Below are 19,556 nucleotides of genomic sequence, written 5' to 3' on the forward strand. Positions count from 1 at the left end.
CGGCGCCGCCGCCCGCTGCCGCCGCGCCTGCGCCCGCCGCGAAGCCGAATCCCGAGTTCAAGCCGACCAGCGACAACAGTGGTCTGCCCGAACCCGAGCTGCTGTCGGTGATCGGTGGCCTGATCGCGTTGACCCTGGCCGGAACCGGTTCGGGCGCAGTGAGTTTCCAAGGTGCCGCGGCAGCCCAAGCTCGGGTGAACGCGGCGCGTGCCGAATTCTTCGGACCGAGGTCGTGAGGGGATCTTCGATGAGCAAGAGCAAGACCCAGAGCACCTCCAGGTCCTATCGCCGCGTCGCCGCCGCCGTCGACGCCGTATGCGCGGTAGCCGCCGACTCCGACGCGACCACCCTCGATGAGGTGGTCGCGGCGATCTCGCTGGAGCGTCAGCGCGAAATCGAGATCACCAGTGCGCAATTGGGCCCGGGCGTGTGCGGTCAGCGGCGGTTCTACCCGGAACGCGACATCATCGTCCTGGCCGACGCCCTGCCGAGCCGCGATCACACCCTCGCGCACGAACTGGGCCATATCGTCTTCGACCACGAGGGTGCCCCCGCGGTCGAGACCACCCTCGAGGTCAGCGACGACCTGATCGCCTACATGCTCAGCCAGCGCGCCCACGCGCAGATCGTCGACGACGGCGCCGACGATCTCGCCGAGTGGGAGGCCGAGACCTTCGCGGCCATGCTCATGACCCGGCTGCGCGTATTCAACAACCGGGGCGCAGGCGTCTCGGTCCTTCGATTCGATGAGGCACTCGGATGACACTCTGGTTGACAGCCCTGCTGGTCTGGGTTGCCGCGGGTGCGCGAGTGGGGCGCGTGCTGGTGAAGCCCGCGACGACCGCCCGCGTCGCCATCGTCGTCGCGGTCTCCGCTGTCGCGCTCGCGGCGACCGTCGCCATTCCCGATATCGCGGTGGCGATCGATAATCTGCTGCCCGGCGGGGTGCGTAGCGGGTGGTTGTCCACCGGCATCGTGGATTCGGCGTGGATTTTGTTCACCACCGCCACCTCGGTGGTCGCCTCGGCTGCGTGGCCGGTGGTCTCGCGCCGCAATCTGCGCCAGATCGCCATGGTGGTCTACGGCATCGGCGCGCTCGCCATCGCCATCACCCTGGGGTGGTCGTTCACCTTCGGCTGGATCGTGGTCGCGCTCGGCGCGGTGTTCGTCGTGACCACCGGTCTGCGCAATCTGGACTGGACCACCCTGGGTCGCGGTATCGCGATCTACACGGCGGGAACGGCTTTGGTGGCCGTGCTCGCGGTCGCCAACGCGGGCCGCGCCTTCCAGCACGCCGAGCCCACCCCGCCCGGCGAGCCGACCTGGGGCTGGCAGGCCTGGGAGATCGCGAGTCTGCTCATCGCGTTCGGTGCGGTGTCGATCGTGATCGAGTTGTGGTGGCGGGCCCGGATTCTGCTGCGCCGGATCCGGCCGCTGCACAAGCTGATGATCGGCCGCTTCCCCGATGTGGTCGCGCCCGAACAGAACGCCACGTCGACGCAGCTCAAGGCATCCGACCACGTGGCCCAGGTGATGGACGCGCTATACCTGCTCTCCGGCAGCGGCATCGTCATCCCGGCGGCGGGCGAGCCGCCCACGTCGGTCGCGGAGCGGGCCGCGGTCGTCGCCGAGTGGGTACGAGATCCGTTGGGGGACTTGTTCGTCGACGCGCGCTGGATCGCGCCGCCGCCCGGGGTCAGCCCGCGCGGTTGGGTGCTGGCGATCGCGTCCGAGTACGACGCGGCGGTCGCCGCCGCCGGCGCCGCGCCGAAGAGCACCGCCGCCTCGAACTGAGCCGGGCACAGAGAACGGGCCTGAGCTGGTGGATCACACCGTCTCAGGCCCGTTCACTGTGCACGTATCCGTCTTTCACGGCCGGTCCCAGGACACCATCAGGTGCGTCAGGCCGACCGCGCTGTGGTTCCTATTCCGTTCCGTCCGGCGGAATTTCGGGCAAACCTTCGCTGGCCCGCAACTTCTCCGCCATGGAGGTGAGCAAATTCTGTGATTCTTCCGAGAGGTCGAATGCCCTGCTGGACAGTCGACGCAGCCCGTAGCCCTGCAGCTGCGCGAGCAGCTCCAGGTCGTGATCGATCTTGGCCGCGTAGATGTCGTTGAAGAAGTAGTCAGGCTTGACCTTGAAGAACTTCGCCAGGGCGGCCACCGTCTCGTCGGACGGGTTCGTTCGTTGTCCCGACCGCAACTGCGAGAGATACGGCTTCGAGATCGGATGCCCGGAGGCAGTCAGCGCAGCCGCAACCTCTGCGTTGGTGTGCGGCTTGCGCCCCGGGGGATGCACGGTTTCGAACAGCTTGTTCAGCCGCGCCGCGAAATCAGCCATTGTGAGCCGCCCAATTCCCTTCACTGTACTAACAGTCGTTATCTCGGATACGTATCATTGATATTAGCGGCTCAGTAACTGAAAACCTACGCCTGATTCGGGATTTCTCTACGGTTTCCGACGCTCACCTGCGTGCAGGGGCCGCGACGGTCGCGTTTGCGGGTCACGCCAACGACTCTTGTGGAGCCGGAGGGTGTCCGGGTTCGTGCCCGTCGCGGGGGTCTTCAACCTTAGGTCGATGGTAGCCCAATGTTAGCTGATGTCTCATGTTCCCCCTCGCCCCCTGGATTGTGTGGCGTACGACACGTTCCGGGCGCCCTGGGATGAATGTTCAACCTGGGCGCCCGGTTTCGGTGATCGTCAGTCTACAGGCGTTCGATGATCGTTCCGGTCGCGAGTGCGCCGCCTGCGCACATGAGCACCATGGCCGTGCCCTTGCCGGTCCGCTCCAGCTCGTGCAAAGCCGTGGTGATGAGCCGGGAACCGGTGGAGCCGACCGGATGCCCGATTGCGATCGCGCCGCCGTTGACATTTACCCGGTCCATGTCCGGCTGATGTACAGAAGCCCACGAAAGTGCAACGGAGGCGAATGCTTCATTGATCTCGAAAAGGTCGATATCCGAAATCTTCATTCCGGAGCGCTCGAGCAGCCGGGTGCACGCCTGCACCGGGCCGTCGAGGTGGAACTCCGGCTCCGCGCCGACGAGCACCTGGGTGTGGATGCGCGCCCGCGGCCGCAAACCCTTGTTGCGCGCGACGGTTTCGTCCATCAGCAGTACGGCGGCGGAGCCGTCGGAGATCTGCGACGAGGTGCCCGCGGTGTGGATGCCGTCGGCGACGACCGGCTTGAGCGCGGCCAGCCCCTCGAGCGTGGTGGCGCGCAGACCCTGGTCCCTGGTCACCTCGAGCTTCTCGCCGGTGGCATTGCCCTCGCTGTCGAGCACGGGCGCCGAGATCGGGAGCACCTCGCGGTCGAAGCGGCCCTCGGCCCAGGCCTGTGCCGCCAATCGCTGTGAGCGCACACCGAATTCGTCGATATCGGTGCGGGTGATGCCGCGCCTGCGGGCGATTCGCTCGGCCGCGCCGAACTGGTCGGGCAGGTCGATCGACCACGACGCGGGCCTGCGTGTGCCCGCCTCGGTGCCGACGTTCGCGCCCAGCGGCACCCGGCTCATGGCCTCGACGCCACAGGCGACGCCGACGTCGATCGCGCCGGTGGCGATGAGGCCCGCGATGAGGTGGTTGGCCTGCTGGGCCGAGCCGCACTGGGCGTCGACGGTGGTGGCGCCGGTCTGCCAGGGCAGCCCCGCGTGCAGCCAGGCCACCCGGGTGACGTTGTTGGACTGCTCGCCCGCCTGGGTGACGCAGCCGCCGATCACCTGCTCGACCTCGGCCGGGTCGATGCCGGCCCGATCGAGCAGGCCGCGCTGGGTCAGGCCGAGCAACTCGGCCGCGTGCAGTCCCGAAAGCTGTCCGCGGCGCTTGCCGATCGGGGTACGCACGGCCTCGACGATCACGGGTGTGCCCATGTGATTCTCCCTCGTAACTGCAACAAGTTCTGTTTCTAGGCCCAGGGTAAAACCGCGTGGTTCTTCCGTCACGGCAACCCCTGTGCTTGAATGATTGTAGAACGTGTTTCAGTTTGTCGAAGGAGACATCTGGTGGTAGATCCGCGCACCGAACACGCCGGCCCCGGTCACACGACGGGTTCCCGGCCGAACCTGCCGGACGGGTTCGACGTCACCGACCCCGATATCTACGCCGAGCGTGTCCCGGTGGAGGAATTCGCCGAGCTGCGGCGGGCCGCCCCCATCTGGTGGAACGCGCAGTCGCCGGAGGTCGGCGGTTTCCACGACGACGGCTTCTGGGTGGTGAGCAAGCACGCCGACGTCAAGGAAGTGTCGCGACGCAGCGACGTGTTCTCCACGTACGAGAACACCGCCATCCCGCGCTTCAACGACGACATCCAGCGCGAGCAGATCGAGCTGCAGCGCTTCGTCATCCTCAACAAGGACGCGCCGGAGCACACCAAGCTCCGCAAGCTGATCGCCAAGGGCTTCACCCCGCGCGCGGTCAACGGCCTGCGCGCGGAGCTGTCGGACCGGGCCGAGAAGATCGTGAAGGCCGCCGCCGAGGCGGGCTCGGGCGACTTCGTCACCCAGGTCGCGTGTGAGCTGCCGCTGCAGGCGATCGCCGAGCTGATCGGCGTGCCGCAGGAGGACCGGATGAAGGTCTTCGAGTGGTCCAACGACATGACCGGCTACGACGACCCCGACAACGTCGACATCGATCCGGTCGCCGCGTCGATGGAGCTGCTCGGCTACTCGTACCAGATGGCCGAGGCGCGCAAGGCCAACCCGACCGACGACCTGGTCACCACGCTGATCGAGGCCGACGTCGACGGCGAGGCGCTCACGCCGGAGGAGTTCGGCTTCTTCGTCATCCTGCTCGCGGTCGCGGGCAACGAGACCACGCGCAACGCCATCAGCCACGGCATGATCGCCTTCATGGAGAACCCCGACCAGTGGGAGCTCTTCAAGAAGGAGCGCCCGGCCACCGCGGTGGACGAGATCATCCGCTGGGCGACCCCGGTCACCTCCTTCCAGCGCACCGCGCTCGAGGACACCGAGCTCGGCGGCGTGCAGATCAAGAAGGGTCAGCGTCTGGTGATGCTGTACCGCTCGGCCAACTTCGACGAGGACGTCTTCGAGAACCCGGAGAAGTTCGACATCATGCGGGCCGACAATCAGCATCTGGCCTTCGGCGGCACCGGCGCGCACTTCTGCGTCGGCGCGAACCTGGCCCGGCTCGAAGTCGACCTGATCTTCAACGCGATCGCCGACCACCTGCCCGATATCACCAAGATCGGCGACCCCAAGCGCCTGCGCTCGGGCTGGCTCAACGGCATCAAGGAACTGCCGGTCGACTACAAGACCGCGGGCTGCCCGGTCGCGCACTGAGTTTTCGGAGCGCTGGCGCGCTCGAGGTCGCGGCCTCTTGGTCCCGCCGGTCAGGCACCGTTGCTTGCTCCGTCGTCGCCTACGCAACAGTGCCTGACCGGCGGGACGGCCGCGACGGCCGACTTCGTCGGCCTGCCCCTCCTCGGGGTCGGGGCGTGGTGGTCGGTTTGTCTTGATATGCAGAAAGCCCCGGTACCTCAACGGTGCCGGGGCTGTTCTGTGTGCTGTGTCAGGACACGGGACGGGTGGTGGCCATGGCGCGGTCCACCTCCCAGAACGCGCGCAGGGCGGCGATCTTGCCCTCGGCGTCGACCTTGTAGGTGAACACGCCCTCGGCGTCGATCACGTGGCCGGCCATGGTCGTGCGGATCATTCCGGTGAAGGCGATCTCGTTGCCGCAGGCGAAGGAGTCCTCGAAGAGGAACTCGATCGACTCGGTCAGCGCGATCGCCTTGTCCCAGAACGCGCCGATCGCCTCGTGGCCCCGGTGGCCGACGCCCTCAGGGTCGAAACCCGAAGGGCCGACGGGATCTTCGACGATCCCGTCGGTGGCGAACAGGGCGACCCAGGCTGCCCGGTCCTTGGCGCGCACCGCGGCCTGGGAGGCCAGGCCCGCCGCGCGCGCCGAGCGGTCGACGGCTGTCTCGGTCATGACTCGTCCTTCCCGATGACGGGGTCGGCGATGTACTTCGCGGCGAACTTGCGCAGCGAGTCCTGCTTGGCGGCGAGTTCGCCGTCGAAGCCGATGCCGTCGGACAGCCACGGCACCACGATGGTGTCGGTGACGCCGGCGTCGGCCAGATCCTGGTAGCCGTCGCGGCCGAACTTGTCGATGCACACGGCCTGGATCTCGAACGGCACGTCGGACCGGTCGTACTCCGCGCGCAGTTCGCGCAGGGTGGCGATGGTGGTGACCAGATCGTCGAACTTCATCATCGCCGAGGTCCAGCCGTCACCGATCTTGGCGGCCCGGCGCAGCGCCGGACCGGTGTGCCCGCCGACGTAGAACGGCACCCGCTCGCTCGGCGCCGGGCTGATCTGCAGCTCGTCGAAGTCGAAGAACTCGCCGTGGTACTCGACCATGCCGCCGTCGAGGACCAGCCGGATGATCTCGATCATCTCGTCGACGCGCGCGCCGCGGCGGGCATACGGCACCCCGCACCACTCGAATTCCTCCGGTGCCCAACCGATCCCGATGCCGAAGCCGAAGCGGTTGCCCGACATGTTGGCGATCGAGCCGACCTGGCGGGCCAGCAGCAGCGGATTGCGCGAGCCGAGCTTGAGGACATTGGTGTAGAACCGCAGCGTGCTGGTCACGGCGGCCATCGACGCCGCGGCGATCAGCGGGTCGACCCACGGCGTCTCCGGACCCCAGAACCGGCTGCCGTCCGGCGTGTACGGATAGTCGGCGGCCTGTGACTTCATGTAGAACAGCGAGTCGGGCAGGCCGATCGAGGTGAATCCGCACTCTTCGGCCGTCTTGGCCAGCTCGGTGAGCTGGTCGAGCGGGCTCAGCGCGACACCGAGGGTGAACTTCATTCCGGTCGCTCGCTTCCCACGACCCACATCGAGAAGTACTGGGAGCCACCGCCGTACGCGTGTCCCATCGCCTTGCGGGCGTTCTCGACCTGGTAGGCGCCCGCCCGGCCCATGACCTGCTTGGCCGCCTCGGCGAAGCGGATCAGGCCGGAGGCGCCGATCGGGTTGGAGGAGAGCACGCCGCCGGACGGGTTGACCGGGATCCGGCCGCCGATCTCGGTCTCGCCCTTGTCGGTGAGCTTCCAGCCGTCGCCCTCGGCCGCGAAGCCCAGGTTCTCCAGCCACATCGGCTCGAACCAGGAGAACGGCACGTAGATCTCGGCGACGTCGATCTCCTCGAGCGGATCGGTGATCCCGGCGGCCTTCCACAGCGCGGCGGCCGCGTCCCGGCCCGCCTGCGGATTGACCTGGTCACGACCGGAGAAGGTGGTCGGCTCGGTGCGCATCGCGGTGCCGTGCACCCACGCGACCTTCTTGCCCTGGGCCTCGACCGCCGCCGCGGCCTCGGCATTGCCGATCACCAGGGCGCAGGCGCCGTCGGAGGACGGACAGGTCTCGTCGAAACGGATCGGGTCCCACAGCATCTGGGAGGCGAGGACCGACTCGAGGGTGATGTCGGGCTGGTGCAGGTGGGCGAGCGGGTTCTTCGCGCCGTTGCGCCGGTCCTTCACCGCCACCATCGCGCCGATGTGCATCGGGGCGTTGGAGCGCCGGATGTAGGAGCGCACGTGCGGGGCGAAATAGCCGCCCGCGCCCGCGCCGACCGGCATGGTGAACGGCACCGGAATCGACAACGCCCACATGGCGTTCGACTCCGACTGCTTCTCCCACGCGATCGCCAGGACCTTGCCGTGCACGCCGGCCTGCACCAGGTTGGCGGCCACGACACCGGTCGAGCCGCCCACCGAGCCGGCGGTGTGGACGCGCAGCAGCGGCTTGCCGATGGCGCCGAGGGCTTCGGCGAGATACAGCTCGGGCATCATGACGCCCTCGAAGAAGTCGGGCGCCTTGCCGACGACGACGGCGTCGATCTCGTCGATGGTCAGGCCCGAGTCTTCGAGCGCGCGATCGATCGCTTCACGGCACATGCCCGCCATGGACACGTCCGCGCGCTTCGTCACGTGATGAGTTTGGCCGGTGCCGAGCACCGCCGCGGGGAAGCTCATCGTGCCTCCGATTCCAGAACGGCGACCAGGTTCTGCTGCAGCGCGGGGCCGCTGGTCGCATGAGCGAGGGTCCGGTCGGCGGTGCCGGAGATGATGGCCGTGGCGGCGTTGCCGATCCGCTCCAGGCCCGCCGCGAACATCGGGTTGCCCGCGAGCGCACCGCCGGACGGGTTGACCGGGGTCTCGGGGGACAGGCCGATCGCCTCGGCCAGGATCAGCTGCTGATGGCTGAACGGCGCGTGCAGTTCGGCCAGATCGAAGCTGGTCTCACCGCGGGTCGCGGCCGCGGCCGCCCTGGTGGTGGATGGCGAGCGGGTCAGATCGCGGCCACCGAGCGCCTGGGCGTCGATATTGTGCGCGATCCCGGTGATCCACGCGGGACGCTCGCACAGCTCCCTGGCCCGGTCGCCGACCGCGAGCACGATCGCGGCCGCGCCGTCGGTGATCGGCGCGATATCGTGCGCCCGCAGCGGATCGGCGACATACGGTTCGGCGAGCAGGGATTCGATGTCACCACCGGCGACGGCGGCCATCTCCCGCTCGGTCCAGCGGCCCGCGTCCAGTCCGGCGCGCGCCTGCAGGCCCGCGACCGAGACGGCGTCGGGCCACAGCGGACCGACCAGATACGGATCGAGCTGCCTGCTCAGCACCTGCCGCAGGGTGCCCGCCGACGACTTGCCGAAGCCGTAGACGAGCGCGGTCTGCGCCTGACCGGAGAGCAGCTTCACCCAGGCCTCGTAGAGCGCCCACGCGGCATCCATCTCCACATGCGACTCGTTGATCGGCGGCACCGCGCCGATCGCGTCGACGGCGGAGATGAACGAGAACGCCCGTCCCGCCAGGTAATCCGAGGACCCGGAGCACCAGAAGTCGATATCGGTCTTGGTGATGCCGAGGTCGGCGTAGAGCTGCTGGAAGCACGGCACGAGCATCTCGACGCCGTTGGTGGTGCCGAAGGTCTCCGGCACGTGCGGTGCGTGGGCGAACCCGACCACCGCGATTTCTGGTGTACTCAACGTCGCCTCTCAGAGGTGGTGCTGGTAGGACTCGTACGGAGCATCGGGCTCGCCGCTCGGCCGGAAGTGGTCGATATTGGCCAGCGCGTGGCCCCATTCCGCACGCGGTTTCCATACGGCTTCGACCCGCATGCCCATGCGTACCTCGGACGCCTCGCAGCCGAGGACCAGGTGCAGGAACGGGATGTCGGCGCCGTCGAGGAGCACGTAGGCGGCCACGTACGGCGGCTTGATCCGCTGGCCGAGGAACGGCACGTTCACGATGCAGAAGGTGGTCACGGTGCCCTTGTCGGGCAGCTCGACCAGGTCGTCGGTGGGCGTGCCGTCGGTCGGGTTGGCACCGCGCGGCGGGAAGTAGACCCGCCCGCCCGCCTCGGAGCGGCCGCCGATCAGCTTGCCCTCGGCGAGACCGCGCAGGTAGGCGCTCTCCTGCGGCGACGCCGTGTGCTTGTAGTGCATGTCGACCGGTGTGGTCAGCATGGTCACCGGCTCGGCGGTGTCCGCGGACGTCTCGGCCGGTGCCGCGGCACCTTCGCCCGGCTCGAAGCAGGCGATGTCGTGGATCGTGCCGGTCCGTTCCTCGGCCCAGCGCACCCGCACCCGCAGGCCCGTGCGCACCTGGCTCGGGTCGGTCACATCCAGCGCGTGCAACATCGCCGTGTCGGCGCCGTCCAGCTGGACGAGGGCCCACGCGAACGGGCGATCGAACGGCTGTCCGGGCAGCGGCTCGGCCACCCATGTCCACGACTGCACCGTGCCGGTCGGTTCGACCTGGACCAGCTCGGCCAGCGGGGCCGAGGTGATCGGGTCGTATTCCTGCGCCGGCACCAATACCCGGCCGTCACTGCCACGCACGCCGAGTATCCGGCGGTCGCGCAGTCCGGTCAGAAAGGCGCCGATGATGGGTCCGACGGACCTGGTGTAGTCGAACTGCACCCGAAGGGGTGCACTCAATACTTCCACTGCGGTATTCCCCTGGGTCACGATATCGAGTAGAACAGGTTCTTATTCTGCTGGCAAGGATTCGCCGGAAAGGGCGTCGGTCATGAAATTCGGACTGCAACTCGGTTACTGGGGTGCGCAGCCGCCCGCCAACGCCGGCGAGCTGGTGATCGCGGCCGAGGAAGCGGGCTTCGACGCGGTGTTCGCGGCCGAGTCGTGGGGCTCGGACGCCTTCACGCCGCTGGCCTGGTGGGGCTCCTCGACCGAGCGGGTGCGCCTCGGCACCTCGGTCGCGCAGCTCTCGGCCCGCACGCCCGCGGCGGCGGCGATGCACGCGCTCACCCTCGACCACCTCAGCGGCGGCCGGGCCATCCTCGGCCTCGGCGTCTCCGGCCCGCAGGTGGTGGAGGGCTGGTACGGGCAGCCGTTCGCGCAGCCGCTACGCCGCACCCGTGAGTACGTCGACATCGTGCGCAAGGTGCTGGCCCGCGAGGCCCCGGTGACCTCCGATGGCAAGCACTACGGCCTGCCCTACACCGGACCCGGCGCCACCGGGTTGGGCAAACCGCTCAAGCCGATCGTGCACCCACTGCGCGCCGACCTGCCGATCTGGCTGGGTGCGGAGGGGCCGAAGAATGTCGCCCAGACCGCCGAGATCGCCGACGGCTGGCTGGCCATCTACTACGCCCCGCGCCTGGCCGGCATGTACAACGAGTGGCTCGACGAGGGCTTCGCGCGGCCGGGCGCGCGGCGCGGCCGGGCCGATTTCGAGATCGCGGCGAGCGCACAGGTGGTGCTCACCGACGACCCGGCCGCCGAGATCGAGCGGATGCGGTGGGTCACCTCGCTCTACATCGGCGGTATGGGCGCGCCGGAGCTGAACTTCCACGCGCAGGTCTACAAGCGGATGGGCTACAGCGCCGAGGTCGACGAGATCTCCGCGCTGTTCCAGTCCGGCCGCAAGGCCGAGGCCGCCGCCGCGGTGCCCGACGAGCTGATCACCGACACCGCGATCTTCGGCGACGAGGCGCACGTGCGCACCCGGTTGAAGGAATGGGAGGACGCCGGCGTGACGATGATGCTGATCTCGGTTTCCGATGCCGAACAACTTCGTCGACTCCAAGCCCTTGTAACGGAGTAGAACAGGTTCTAAATTCGATGGGGTGAGCAGCCAGCAGACAACGGAAGTCCTCGGACTGTGGAATATCGCCGCGGCCGATCCCGAGCGGATCGCCGTCGTCGACCCGGACGGCAGGGAGATCACCTATCGAGAATTGGCCACCCTCGCCAACCGCTACGCCAACGGACTACGCGGCATCGGATTGCGCACCGGCGACGTGGTCGTCAGCATGCTGCACAACGGTGTGGAGGCGATCGCCGCGTACTTCGCCGCCTACCAGGCGGGCCTGTACATCGTCGCGGTGAACTGGCACCTCACCGCGCCGGAGATCGCCTACATCCTCGGCGACAGCGAGGCCTCGGCCTTCCTGGCCAGTGAGCGGTTCGCCGCCACCGCCGCCGAGGCCGCCGACCTCGCCGAACTGTCCGCCGACGCCCGCTTCTCCGCGGGCACCATCGAGGGTTTCCGCCCGGTGTCGTGGCTCGGTGCCGCCGACACCGGTCGTCCCGACGAGCGTTCGGTCGGCGCGCCGATGCTCTACACCTCGGGCACCACCGGGCGCCCCAAGGGCGTTCGCCGCCCGCTGACCGGCGCCGATCCCGACCAGGTCCCCGCGCCGAACAAGGCCTTCTTCGCCCTGTTCGAACTCGCGCCCTACGACGAGCACGTGCACATCTGCGGCTCGCCGCTCTATCACACGGCCGTGTTGAACTTCTCGACGATCTCCATCCAGATGGGCCACAAGCTGGTGCTGATGGACAAGTGGGACCCCGAGGACATGCTCGCCCTGATCGAGCGGCACAAGGTGACCCACAGCCACATGGTGCCCACCCAGTTCCACCGCCTGCTCGCCCTGCCCGAGGACGTGCGCGCTCGCTACGACGTGTCCTCGCTGCGCAGCATGGTGCACGGCGCCGCGCCGTGCCCGCAGGCCACCAAGCGGCAGATGCTCGAGTGGTGGGGTCCGGTCGTCACCGAGTACTACGCCGCCACCGAGGGCGGCGGCACGGTGATCAACGGGACCGAGTGGCTGTCCAAGCCCGGTTCGGTCGGCAAGGCCTGGCCGTGGTCGGTCATCAAGATCCTCGACGAGACCGACGGCTCCGAACTGCCCGCGGGCAAAGAGGGCATGGTCTACATGAAGATGGGCGTCTCCAGCTTCGAGTACCACCACGCCAAGGAGAAGACCGAGGAGTCGCGCGTCGGTGACCTGTTCACCGTCGGCGACATCGGCTACCTCGACGAGGACGGCTACCTGTTCCTCTGCGACCGCCGCTCCGACCTGATCCTGTCCGGCGGCGTGAACATCTACCCGGCCGAGATCGAGGGTGTGCTGATGAGCCACCCGAAGGTGGCTGACGTGGCGGTTCTCGGTGTGCCCGACCCGGATTGGGGCCAGCAGGTCAAGGCGTTCGTGCAGCCGGTCGACGGCACCGCGGGCGACGAGGCGCTCACCGCCGAGATCCTCGAGTTCGCGGCCGGTCAGCTCGCCAAGTACAAGCTGCCCCGCACGGTGGAATACCGCGCGGAGCTGCCCCGTGATCCCAACGGCAAGCTGTACAAGCGCCGCCTGCTGTGAACGATGTTCCCGCTCAGACGGCTTCGCGCCACTCCGGCGCGAGCCCGAAGAGCGGGAACAACTTCTCGGTGTCGAGGAAGAAGTTCAGGCCCGAGATGATGTCGCCCTCGAGCTCGAGCACCGTGATCGACCACGGCACCCACACGCCGGGCTCTTCGCTCGGCTTGTAGTGGCCGAAGGCGGGCAGCCCGTTGGCGCCTTCCAGGGGAACCATCCGCGAATTGCGGCACGCGCTGCCGGTGCTGAGCATGAACGCGGCCACATTCTCCGGCCCGGAGATCCAGAGATCGAACGGCGGCATCGACAGCGCCACATCGGCTTTCAGCAGGGTGGTGAGCGCGTCCATGTCGTAGGCCTCGAAGGCCTTCACGAAATCGTCGACCAGCTTGCGCTGCTCGGGATCGCTCTCGTCGAACCCGTCGGTGACGGTCGGCTGCACCTTCGACATGGTGGCGCGGGCCCGTTGCAGCGCGCTGTTCACCGACGCGGGCGACATCATCAGCGCCTCGGCGGTCTCGCCCGCGGAGAAGCGCAGCACCTCGCGCATGATCAGGATGGCGCGCTGGGTGGCGGGCAGATGCTGGCAGGCGGCCACGAAGGCCAGGCGCAGCGTGTCCTTGGCCGAGGCGTGCTCGGCCGGATCGGCGCCGAAGGCCAGGGCGTTGGGGATCGGCTCGATCCACACGTAGTCGGGCTGCGGGGCGGGCAGCGGGGAGTCGGGGCGACCCGGACCGTTGAGGTCCATCGGTCTGGCTCGGCTCTGCGGCCGGTCGAGCATGTCCAGACAGATATTGGTGGCGATTTTGTACAGCCACGAGCGCAGACTCGCGCGGCCCTCGAACGAATCGTAGGAGCGCCAGGCGCGGGTGAAGGTCTCCTGTACCGCGTCCTCGGCCTCGAACGAGGAGCCGAGCATGCGGTAGGCGTACGCGCACAATTCGCGCCGGTGAGTTTCGAATTCGGCCAGTACGGCGGGGTCCGGGCCGGTGGTAGCGGTTGTGGCGTCGCTCATAGTTTCCCACGATGCCACAGGGGTCCGACAGCCGACAGAGGAGAAAACGGACCAGCGAGATTTCGGGAAGTTCACCGCTCGGCGATGAATCGGCGGGCATCGCGGCGTCTACATGAACGAGACCGCAACGACGCCCCCGAAAGGCTGACACCCATGAGCAGCAAGATGATCTTCATCAACCTCCCCGTCGCCGACCTCGACCGCTCGAAGAGCTTCTACGAGGCGCTGGGCTGGAAGGTCAACGAGGACTTCACCGATCAGAACGCGTCGTGCATCGTCATCGACGACAACATCTGTCTGATGCTGCTGACCAAGCCGTTCTTCTCGACCTTCAGCACCCGCCCGATCGCCGACACGATCACTACCGCCGCCGCGGGCTACGCGCTCTCGCTGGCCAGCGCCGAGGAGGTCGACGCGCTGACCGACGCGGCCGTCGCCGCCGGCGCGACCGAGCAGGTCAACGAGGACAAGCGCGCCCAGGAGGCCCAGGTGGGCATGCACGGCCGCACGTTCCTCGACCCCGACGGTCACCAGTGGGAGCCGTTCTACATGAACTACCCGGGGTAGTTGGAGCGCCGGCGCGCTCGAGCTCGCGGCCCCTTGTGTCCCGTCGGTCGGGCACCGTTGCTTGCTCCTACGTCGCCTACGCAACGGCACCTGACCGGCGGGACGGCCGCGAACCACCACTGCGCGGCGGCCTCTCCTCGAGGTCGGGGCGCAGCGGCAGTGCGACCGGCGACCGTGCTACTGCCCGGTGAAGTTCGGCTTGCGCTTCTCCGCGAAGGCGCGCGGCCCTTCCTTGGCATCGGCGGATCTGAACACCTCGATGCCGATCTTCGCCTCGATGGGGAACGCCTCGTTCTCCGGCATCGCCTCGGTTTCGCGCAGCGTGCGCAGCATCGCCTGGACGGCGAGCGGGCCGTTGTCGGCGATCTGGCCGGCCAGCGCCAAGGCCTTGTCGAGTGCGGTGCCATCGGGGACCACGTGGCCGATCAGGCCGATCTCCTTGGCCTCGGCGGCAGTGATGTGGCGACCGGTCAGCAGCAGATCAGCGGCCACCGTGTACGGGATCTGCCGGGCCAGCCGCACCGCGGAACCGCCGAGCGGGAACAGGCCCCAGCGGGCCTCGGAGACGCCGAACTTGGCGCTTTCCCCGGCCACGCGCAGATCGGTGCCCTGCAGGATCTCGGTGCCACCGGCGATGGCCGGGCCCTCGACCGCCGCGATCAGCGGCTTGGACAGTCGCCGCCCCTTCAGCAGCGCGGGGAGGTAGGCGGGGTCCCAGCTGCCCTCGGAGGCGGTGTCCCCAGGATGCTGTGAGCTCATCGCCTTCAGGTCCATCCCGGCGCAGAAGGCCCCGCCCGCGCCGGTGAGGATCGCGACGCGGATATCAGGATCGCTGTCCACCTGGTCCCAGGCGTCGCGCATGATCGCCATCATCTCGCCCGAGAGGGCGTTGCGCGCCTCCGGTCGATTCATGGTGACGATGAGGACGTGGCCTCGCTTCTCGACCAGACAGTGGGCCATTCGATATCTCCTGACGTTCGAGCTGTGTCACGGCGCGCTGACGCGCCACCCCCTTGTCAGAAACAGTAACACGTTCTATTTTTGTTCCTGTGAGCTACAACATAGCCGATCTCGTCGAACACGCCGTCGACCTGATGCCCGACCGGATCGTGCTGGTCGGCGAACATCGCGAGTCGACCTACGCCGAACTGGAGGAGCGGGCCAACAAACTGGCCCACTACCTGCTGGAACAGGGTGTGAAACCCGGCGACAAAGTCGGAATCTACTCCCGCAACACTGTCGAAGCCGTCGAAGCGATGGTCGCGATCTTCAAGGCGCGGGCGGTGATGATCAACGTCAACTACCGCTACGTCGAGAACGAGTTGCTGCACATCTTCGACAACTCCGACATGGTCGCGCTGATCCACGAGCGCCGCTACACCGACAAGGTGCAAGCGGTCCTGCCCAAGGTGCCCGACCTGAAGACGGTGCTCGTCGTCGAGGACGGCACCGACGGGCCGACCGCGCCCGGCACCGTGGAGTACGAGGCGGCGCTGGCCGCCTCCTCCGGTGAGCGCGACTTCGGCGAGCGCTCGCCCGACGACATCTACATGCTCTACACCGGCGGCACCACCGGCCTGCCCAAGGGCGTGATGTGGCGCCACGAGGACGTGTGGCGGGTGCTCGGCGCCGGCATCAACTTCATCACCGGCGAGTACACCAAGGACGAGTGGGAGCTGGCCAAGATCGGCGCGGCCAACCCGCAGATGGTGCGCTACCCGATTCCGCCGATGATTCACGGCGGCGCGCAGTGGGCCACCTTCCACAGCCTGTTCGGTGGCGGCAAGGCCGTGATGATCCCCGAGTTCAGCGGGCACGGGGTCTGGCAGGCCGTCGACAAGCACAAGATCAACCTGATCTTCATCACCGGCGACGCTATGGCGCGGCCGATGCTCGACGCGCTCGAGGAAGGCAACCCGGAAACCGGTGAGCCCTACGACCTCTCGTCGCTGTACGTGCTCGCCAGCAGTGCCGCGCTGTTCTCGCCGCCGCTGAAGGACAAGTTCCTCGAGCTCCTGCCCAACCGGCTGCTCACCGACTCCATCGGTTCCTCGGAGACCGGTTTCGGTGGTCTGGCCACGATCGCCAAGGGCCAGACCCACACCGGCGGCCCGCGGGTGAAGATCGACGCGGCGACCCAGGTGCTCGACGAGGAAGGCAATCCGGTCGAGCCGGGTTCCGGCGTCGTCGGTCTGCTGGCGCGCAGCGGCCACATCCCGCTCGGCTACTACAAGGACGAGGTCAAGTCGGCCGCGACGTTCAAGGAGTTCAACGGCGTTCGCTACGCGATCCCCGGCGACTTCGCGCGCGTCGAGGAGGACGGCACCGTCACCATGCTCGGCCGTGGTTCGGTCAGCATCAACAGTGGTGGCGAGAAGATCTACCCCGAAGAGGTCGAGGGCGCGCTCAAGGCGCATCCGGACATCTTCGACGCGCTCGTCGTCGGTGTCGAGGACGCGCGCTGGGGACAGCGGGTGGTCGCGGTCGTGCAGTGTCGCGGTGACAAGCGCCCGACCCTGGCCGATCTGAAGCCGGTGCTGACCCAGGAAATCGCGTCGTACAAGCAGCCGCGCAGCCTGTGGTTCGTCGACGAGATCAAGCGCTCGCCCGCGGGCAAGCCGGACTACCGGTGGGCCAAGGCGCAGACCGACGAGCGGCCTGCCGACGAGCACGCCGACGCCGGCTCGGCGTAGGTATCGACAGGGAGCGGGGGGCTTCCGGCGATGTCGCCGGAAGGGCCCCGCTCGTGTGTCAGCGGTTGGCGAGTTCGGCGAGCTGGTAGGCCAGCTTGCCGCGAACCGCGGGGATGCCGGTGAGCAGGCGCAGCGCGGTATTGCGCGCGGTGCGAGCCGNAGGCCAGCTTGCCGCGAACCGCGGGGATGCCGGTGAGCAGGCGCAGCGCGGTATTGCGCGCGGTGCGAGCCGGCGCCGATTGCAGGGTGGCCATGCGGGTCATCCGGTCGGTGAAGGCGACGACGTCCAGCGCGATCGGCCTGCGCACGGTCTCGTACTCGTCCAGCAGCGAATCCGGTTCGCCTGATACCACTTTCGCCAGCAACTGGGCGAGCAGCGCGGCGTCCTGGATTCCGGTGTTCATGCCCTGGCCGCCCGCCGGGCTGTGTACGTGGGCGGCGTCGCCCGCGAGCAGGACCCGGCCCGCGCGGTAGTGGTCGGCGACGCGGTGGTGCACGCGGAACCGCGAGCTCCACAGCACTTCGTCGACCCGTACCTCGCCCGCCGGACCCCGGGCGTCGAGGAGAGTCTGGATGTCGTCGAGGGTCGGGTGCTCGGGAGCCTCGTCGACGGTGGCGACGACGCGGTAGCGCTGCTGCGCCGCGTCGGGCAGCGGCGCGACCACGGTGACGCCCTCCGGTGAAAGATGCAGCGAGACTTCGGTTCGCGGGGTCGGCCAGCTCATCCGGACATCGGCGAGGACGAACGACGCCGGGTAGGTGTCGCCGGTGAAGCCGATGCCCGCCTGCTCGCGGACGACGCTGTGCATGCCGTCGGCGCCGATCAGGTAGTCGGCGGTGATGGTGCCCACCGTGCCGTCGGCGGTGGTGTACTCGACTGTCACACAGCCGTTCTCGTCGGTGACCCGCTCGACGGTGAGCGGGCGGTGGACAGTGCCGCCCAGCTGGTGCAGCCGGTCGAGCAGGACCTGCTCGGTGACGTCCTGGGGGATCATCAGGGTGTAGGGGTAGGCGGTCGGCAGGTCGTCGAAGGCGATGGTGGCCAACGTCTTCGGGCCGTCGTGCACCTTGAAGGTGGGGACCTTGATGCCGCGCGCGACGAGTTCTTTCGCGATGCCGAGTTCGTCGAGCACCTCCAGGGTCCTGGCGTGCACGACCGCGGCGCGCGAGGTGTTGGCGCCTTCGCCGAGCCGATCGACGAGGACGTGGTCGACGCCCGCTGCCGCGAGCACGATCGCGGCGGTGAGACCGGCGGGGCCCGCGCCGACGATGACGACGGACGTGGCTTCGGGCAGGGAGGTGGCGGTCATGACGACTCCTGGTCAACGCTTGTTTGCCAACGCTTGTAGGCATAACGGTAGGTCGAGGTGCTCGCGATGTCAACAGTTGTTGGCCTACACTTGTTGGCGTGAAGTCCGCCGAGCAGAATTCCCCGGTCCGCCGCTCCGACGCCACCAAGGCCGTCATCCTCGACGCCGCCCGCGCGCGGTTCGCCGTCGACGGTTATGCGAAGGCGACCATCCGTGCCATCGCCGCCGACGCCGAGATAGACCCGTCCATGGTCATGCGCTATTTCGGGAACAAGGACGGGCTCTTCGCCGCGGCCGTGCAGATCGACCTGGACCTGCCCGACCTGGCCGCGGCACCTCCCGATGCCATCGGTGAGGTGCTGGTCCGGCGGTTCCTGGCGATCTGGGAGGGCCACGACAGCGCGGTCATGCTGATCTTGCTGCGCTCGGCGATCACCGACGACAAGGTGGCCGACCGCGTCCGCGCGATCTTCGCTGAACAGGTCCTGCCCGCGGTCCTGTGCTTCGGCGACCCCGCCGACGCCCCCCGCCGCGGCGGCCTGGTCGTCACCCAGCTCCTCGGCCTCGCCCTGTGCCGCTACATCCTGCGCCTACCCCCGGTCGTCGAGATGCGCCCCGATGCGATCGTCGCCGACGTCGCCCCGGTCATCCAGCGCTATCTCACCTCGTCGCCGATCGACTGATCGGGGAACTACTGCTTCAGGACGGCTATCAGGCGGGCGGCGATGGTCGAGACGTCGTCGATCTTGCCGCTGGCGACATCGATCATGAGGTCGTAGGCCAGGTCTTCGTCGAGCGCTGTCGTATCGATCCCGTTGCGGGCCAGGAGGATGATCGCCGCGGCGATGGCGAGCCGCTTGTTCCCGTCGACGAGCGGGCGGTTGGCCGCGATCGAATGGAGCAGCGCCGCAGACTTCTCCCAGAGCGTCGGATAGGCGTCGGCGCCGAAAACTGTGGCCTGCGGACGGGCCGCGGCTGAAGCGAGCAGGCCCGCATCGCGGACAGTGTGCTGTCCCGTCACATCGTCGGCGATGGCGCGGAGATCGGCGTCGGCGAGGTAGTAGATCTCCGCCGCGGTCATTCGGCGAGCCTGTCGAGCAGGCTCCTATGACGCTCGGCGAATTGTTTCGATAGTGCCCGGACCTGGCTGTCGGCCGCTTCGGCCATGGACTCGGGTACCACGGCGGCAACGCGTCGGCCGTGCCGAGTCAGATGCACGACCTTGCCGGACTCTGCGGCCGCGATGACCTCTGCCAGGCGATCCCGCGCTTCACTGACGGGGATCTCCCTTGACCCGAACCTCGCTCGTCG

General features: G+C 68.2%; 19 protein-coding genes and 1 pseudogene. 9 read left to right on the forward strand and 11 right to left on the reverse strand.

Annotation, left to right across the window (positions count from 1 at the left end; genetic code table 11):
* The 3 genes and pseudogenes from V8688_RS16465 to V8688_RS16475 all read left to right on the forward strand — a co-directional run.
* Positions 1-236: pseudogene (locus V8688_RS16465) on the forward strand (cell surface protein); the annotation flags it as partial.
* 11 nt (positions 237-247) lie between these two features.
* Positions 248-763, forward strand: coding sequence for an ImmA/IrrE family metallo-endopeptidase (locus V8688_RS16470; RefSeq protein ID WP_019044757.1), 516 nt, complete (start codon positions 248-250; stop codon positions 761-763).
* Entirely contained in the window at positions 760-1,794 is a 1,035-nt protein-coding gene (locus V8688_RS16475; protein WP_218718693.1) for a hypothetical protein, read from the forward strand. The genes V8688_RS16470 and V8688_RS16475 overlap by 4 nt, the downstream gene beginning before the upstream one ends.
* A 130-nt stretch (positions 1,795-1,924) precedes the next feature.
* Here the strand turns inward: V8688_RS16475 and V8688_RS16480 are convergent, their stop codons facing one another.
* A complete protein-coding gene (locus V8688_RS16480) occupies positions 1,925-2,341 on the reverse strand; it encodes a helix-turn-helix domain-containing protein (RefSeq protein WP_019044759.1) in 417 nt (138 codons plus the stop codon).
* A 365-nt stretch (positions 2,342-2,706) separates the two neighbouring features.
* Positions 2,707-3,870 carry a steroid 3-ketoacyl-CoA thiolase gene (locus tag V8688_RS16485; RefSeq protein WP_218718694.1) on the reverse strand — a complete coding sequence of 388 codons (1,164 nt, stop codon included), beginning with the start codon at positions 3,868-3,870 and terminating at the stop codon, positions 2,707-2,709.
* 132 nt (positions 3,871-4,002) lie between these two features.
* Between V8688_RS16485 and V8688_RS16490 the strand changes: the two genes are divergently transcribed.
* Complete coding sequence (locus V8688_RS16490; protein ID WP_218718695.1) at positions 4,003-5,301, forward strand: cytochrome P450; 1,299 nt, start codon at positions 4,003-4,005, stop codon at positions 5,299-5,301.
* A 229-nt stretch (positions 5,302-5,530) separates the two neighbouring features.
* Here V8688_RS16490 and V8688_RS16495 read toward each other — a convergent pair whose 3' ends face one another.
* Genes V8688_RS16495 through V8688_RS16515 form a run of 5 tightly spaced genes read right to left on the reverse strand, consistent with a single transcriptional unit; the run spans position 5,531 to position 10,006 of the window.
* Entirely contained in the window at positions 5,531-5,953 is a 423-nt protein-coding gene (locus V8688_RS16495) for a nuclear transport factor 2 family protein (RefSeq protein ID WP_218718696.1), read from the reverse strand.
* Complete coding sequence (locus tag V8688_RS16500; RefSeq protein WP_218718697.1) at positions 5,950-6,840, reverse strand: TIGR03619 family F420-dependent LLM class oxidoreductase; 891 nt, start codon at positions 6,838-6,840, stop codon at positions 5,950-5,952. The genes V8688_RS16495 and V8688_RS16500 overlap by 4 nt, the downstream gene beginning before the upstream one ends.
* Entirely contained in the window at positions 6,837-8,006 is a 1,170-nt protein-coding gene (locus V8688_RS16505; protein ID WP_218718698.1) for a thiolase domain-containing protein, read from the reverse strand. Before V8688_RS16505 ends, V8688_RS16500 begins: the two co-directional genes overlap by 4 nt.
* Positions 8,003-9,022 carry a thiolase domain-containing protein gene (locus V8688_RS16510; RefSeq protein ID WP_218718699.1) on the reverse strand — a complete coding sequence of 340 codons (1,020 nt, stop codon included), beginning with the start codon at positions 9,020-9,022 and terminating at the stop codon, positions 8,003-8,005. Before V8688_RS16510 ends, V8688_RS16505 begins: the two co-directional genes overlap by 4 nt.
* A 9-nt stretch (positions 9,023-9,031) precedes the next feature.
* Positions 9,032-10,006, reverse strand: coding sequence for an OB-fold nucleic acid binding domain-containing protein (locus V8688_RS16515; RefSeq protein ID WP_218718700.1), 975 nt, complete (start codon positions 10,004-10,006; stop codon positions 9,032-9,034).
* Between the two features lie 61 nt (positions 10,007-10,067).
* Here V8688_RS16515 and V8688_RS16520 point away from each other — a divergent pair, with 61 nt between their 5' ends.
* Together V8688_RS16520 and V8688_RS16525 are read left to right on the forward strand one after the other, a co-directional pair.
* Positions 10,068-11,105 (forward strand): LLM class F420-dependent oxidoreductase, encoded by a 1,038-nt coding sequence (locus V8688_RS16520; protein WP_316573410.1) that lies wholly within the window; start codon positions 10,068-10,070, stop codon positions 11,103-11,105.
* Between the two features lie 22 nt (positions 11,106-11,127).
* Positions 11,128-12,663, forward strand: a complete 1,536-nt coding sequence (locus tag V8688_RS16525; RefSeq protein WP_218718702.1) for an acyl-CoA synthetase — start codon at positions 11,128-11,130, stop codon at positions 12,661-12,663.
* A gap of 13 nt (positions 12,664-12,676) precedes the next feature.
* Here the strand turns inward: V8688_RS16525 and V8688_RS16530 are convergent, their stop codons facing one another.
* A complete protein-coding gene (locus tag V8688_RS16530) occupies positions 12,677-13,675 on the reverse strand; it encodes a sigma-70 family RNA polymerase sigma factor (RefSeq protein ID WP_218718703.1) in 999 nt (332 codons plus the stop codon).
* A gap of 153 nt (positions 13,676-13,828) precedes the next feature.
* Between V8688_RS16530 and V8688_RS16535 the strand changes: the two genes are divergently transcribed.
* Entirely contained in the window at positions 13,829-14,242 is a 414-nt protein-coding gene (locus tag V8688_RS16535) for a VOC family protein (protein ID WP_218718704.1), read from the forward strand.
* A gap of 177 nt (positions 14,243-14,419) precedes the next feature.
* On the opposite strand, the gene V8688_RS16540 is transcribed toward V8688_RS16535, so the two are convergent.
* Positions 14,420-15,202 (reverse strand): crotonase/enoyl-CoA hydratase family protein, encoded by a 783-nt coding sequence (locus tag V8688_RS16540; RefSeq protein WP_218718705.1) that lies wholly within the window; start codon positions 15,200-15,202, stop codon positions 14,420-14,422.
* A gap of 89 nt (positions 15,203-15,291) precedes the next feature.
* Here V8688_RS16540 and V8688_RS16545 point away from each other — a divergent pair, with 89 nt between their 5' ends.
* Complete coding sequence (locus V8688_RS16545; RefSeq protein ID WP_218718706.1) at positions 15,292-16,935, forward strand: acyl-CoA synthetase; 1,644 nt, start codon at positions 15,292-15,294, stop codon at positions 16,933-16,935.
* On the opposite strand, the gene V8688_RS16550 is transcribed toward V8688_RS16545, so the two are convergent.
* Complete coding sequence (locus V8688_RS16550; protein WP_342801164.1) at positions 16,866-18,245, reverse strand: FAD-dependent monooxygenase; 1,380 nt, start codon at positions 18,243-18,245, stop codon at positions 16,866-16,868. The two genes, V8688_RS16545 and V8688_RS16550, sit on opposite strands and share 70 nt — an antisense overlap.
* Positions 18,246-18,343: 98 nt before the next feature.
* Between V8688_RS16550 and V8688_RS16555 the strand changes: the two genes are divergently transcribed.
* Positions 18,344-18,928, forward strand: coding sequence for a TetR family transcriptional regulator (locus V8688_RS16555; RefSeq protein ID WP_218718708.1), 585 nt, complete (start codon positions 18,344-18,346; stop codon positions 18,926-18,928).
* 8 nt (positions 18,929-18,936) lie between these two features.
* Here the strand turns inward: V8688_RS16555 and V8688_RS16560 are convergent, their stop codons facing one another.
* The gene (locus V8688_RS16560) at positions 18,937-19,326 is read right to left on the reverse strand and encodes a type II toxin-antitoxin system death-on-curing family toxin (protein ID WP_342801165.1); all 390 of its coding nucleotides are present in this window, start codon (positions 19,324-19,326) and stop codon (positions 18,937-18,939) included.
* Positions 19,327-19,556 lie beyond the last annotated feature (230 nt).

Origin of the sequence: Nocardia sp. No.11 (assembly GCF_038752175.1) — a bacterium.
GTDB classification, from domain to species: domain Bacteria; phylum Actinomycetota; class Actinomycetes; order Mycobacteriales; family Mycobacteriaceae; genus Nocardia; species Nocardia canadensis.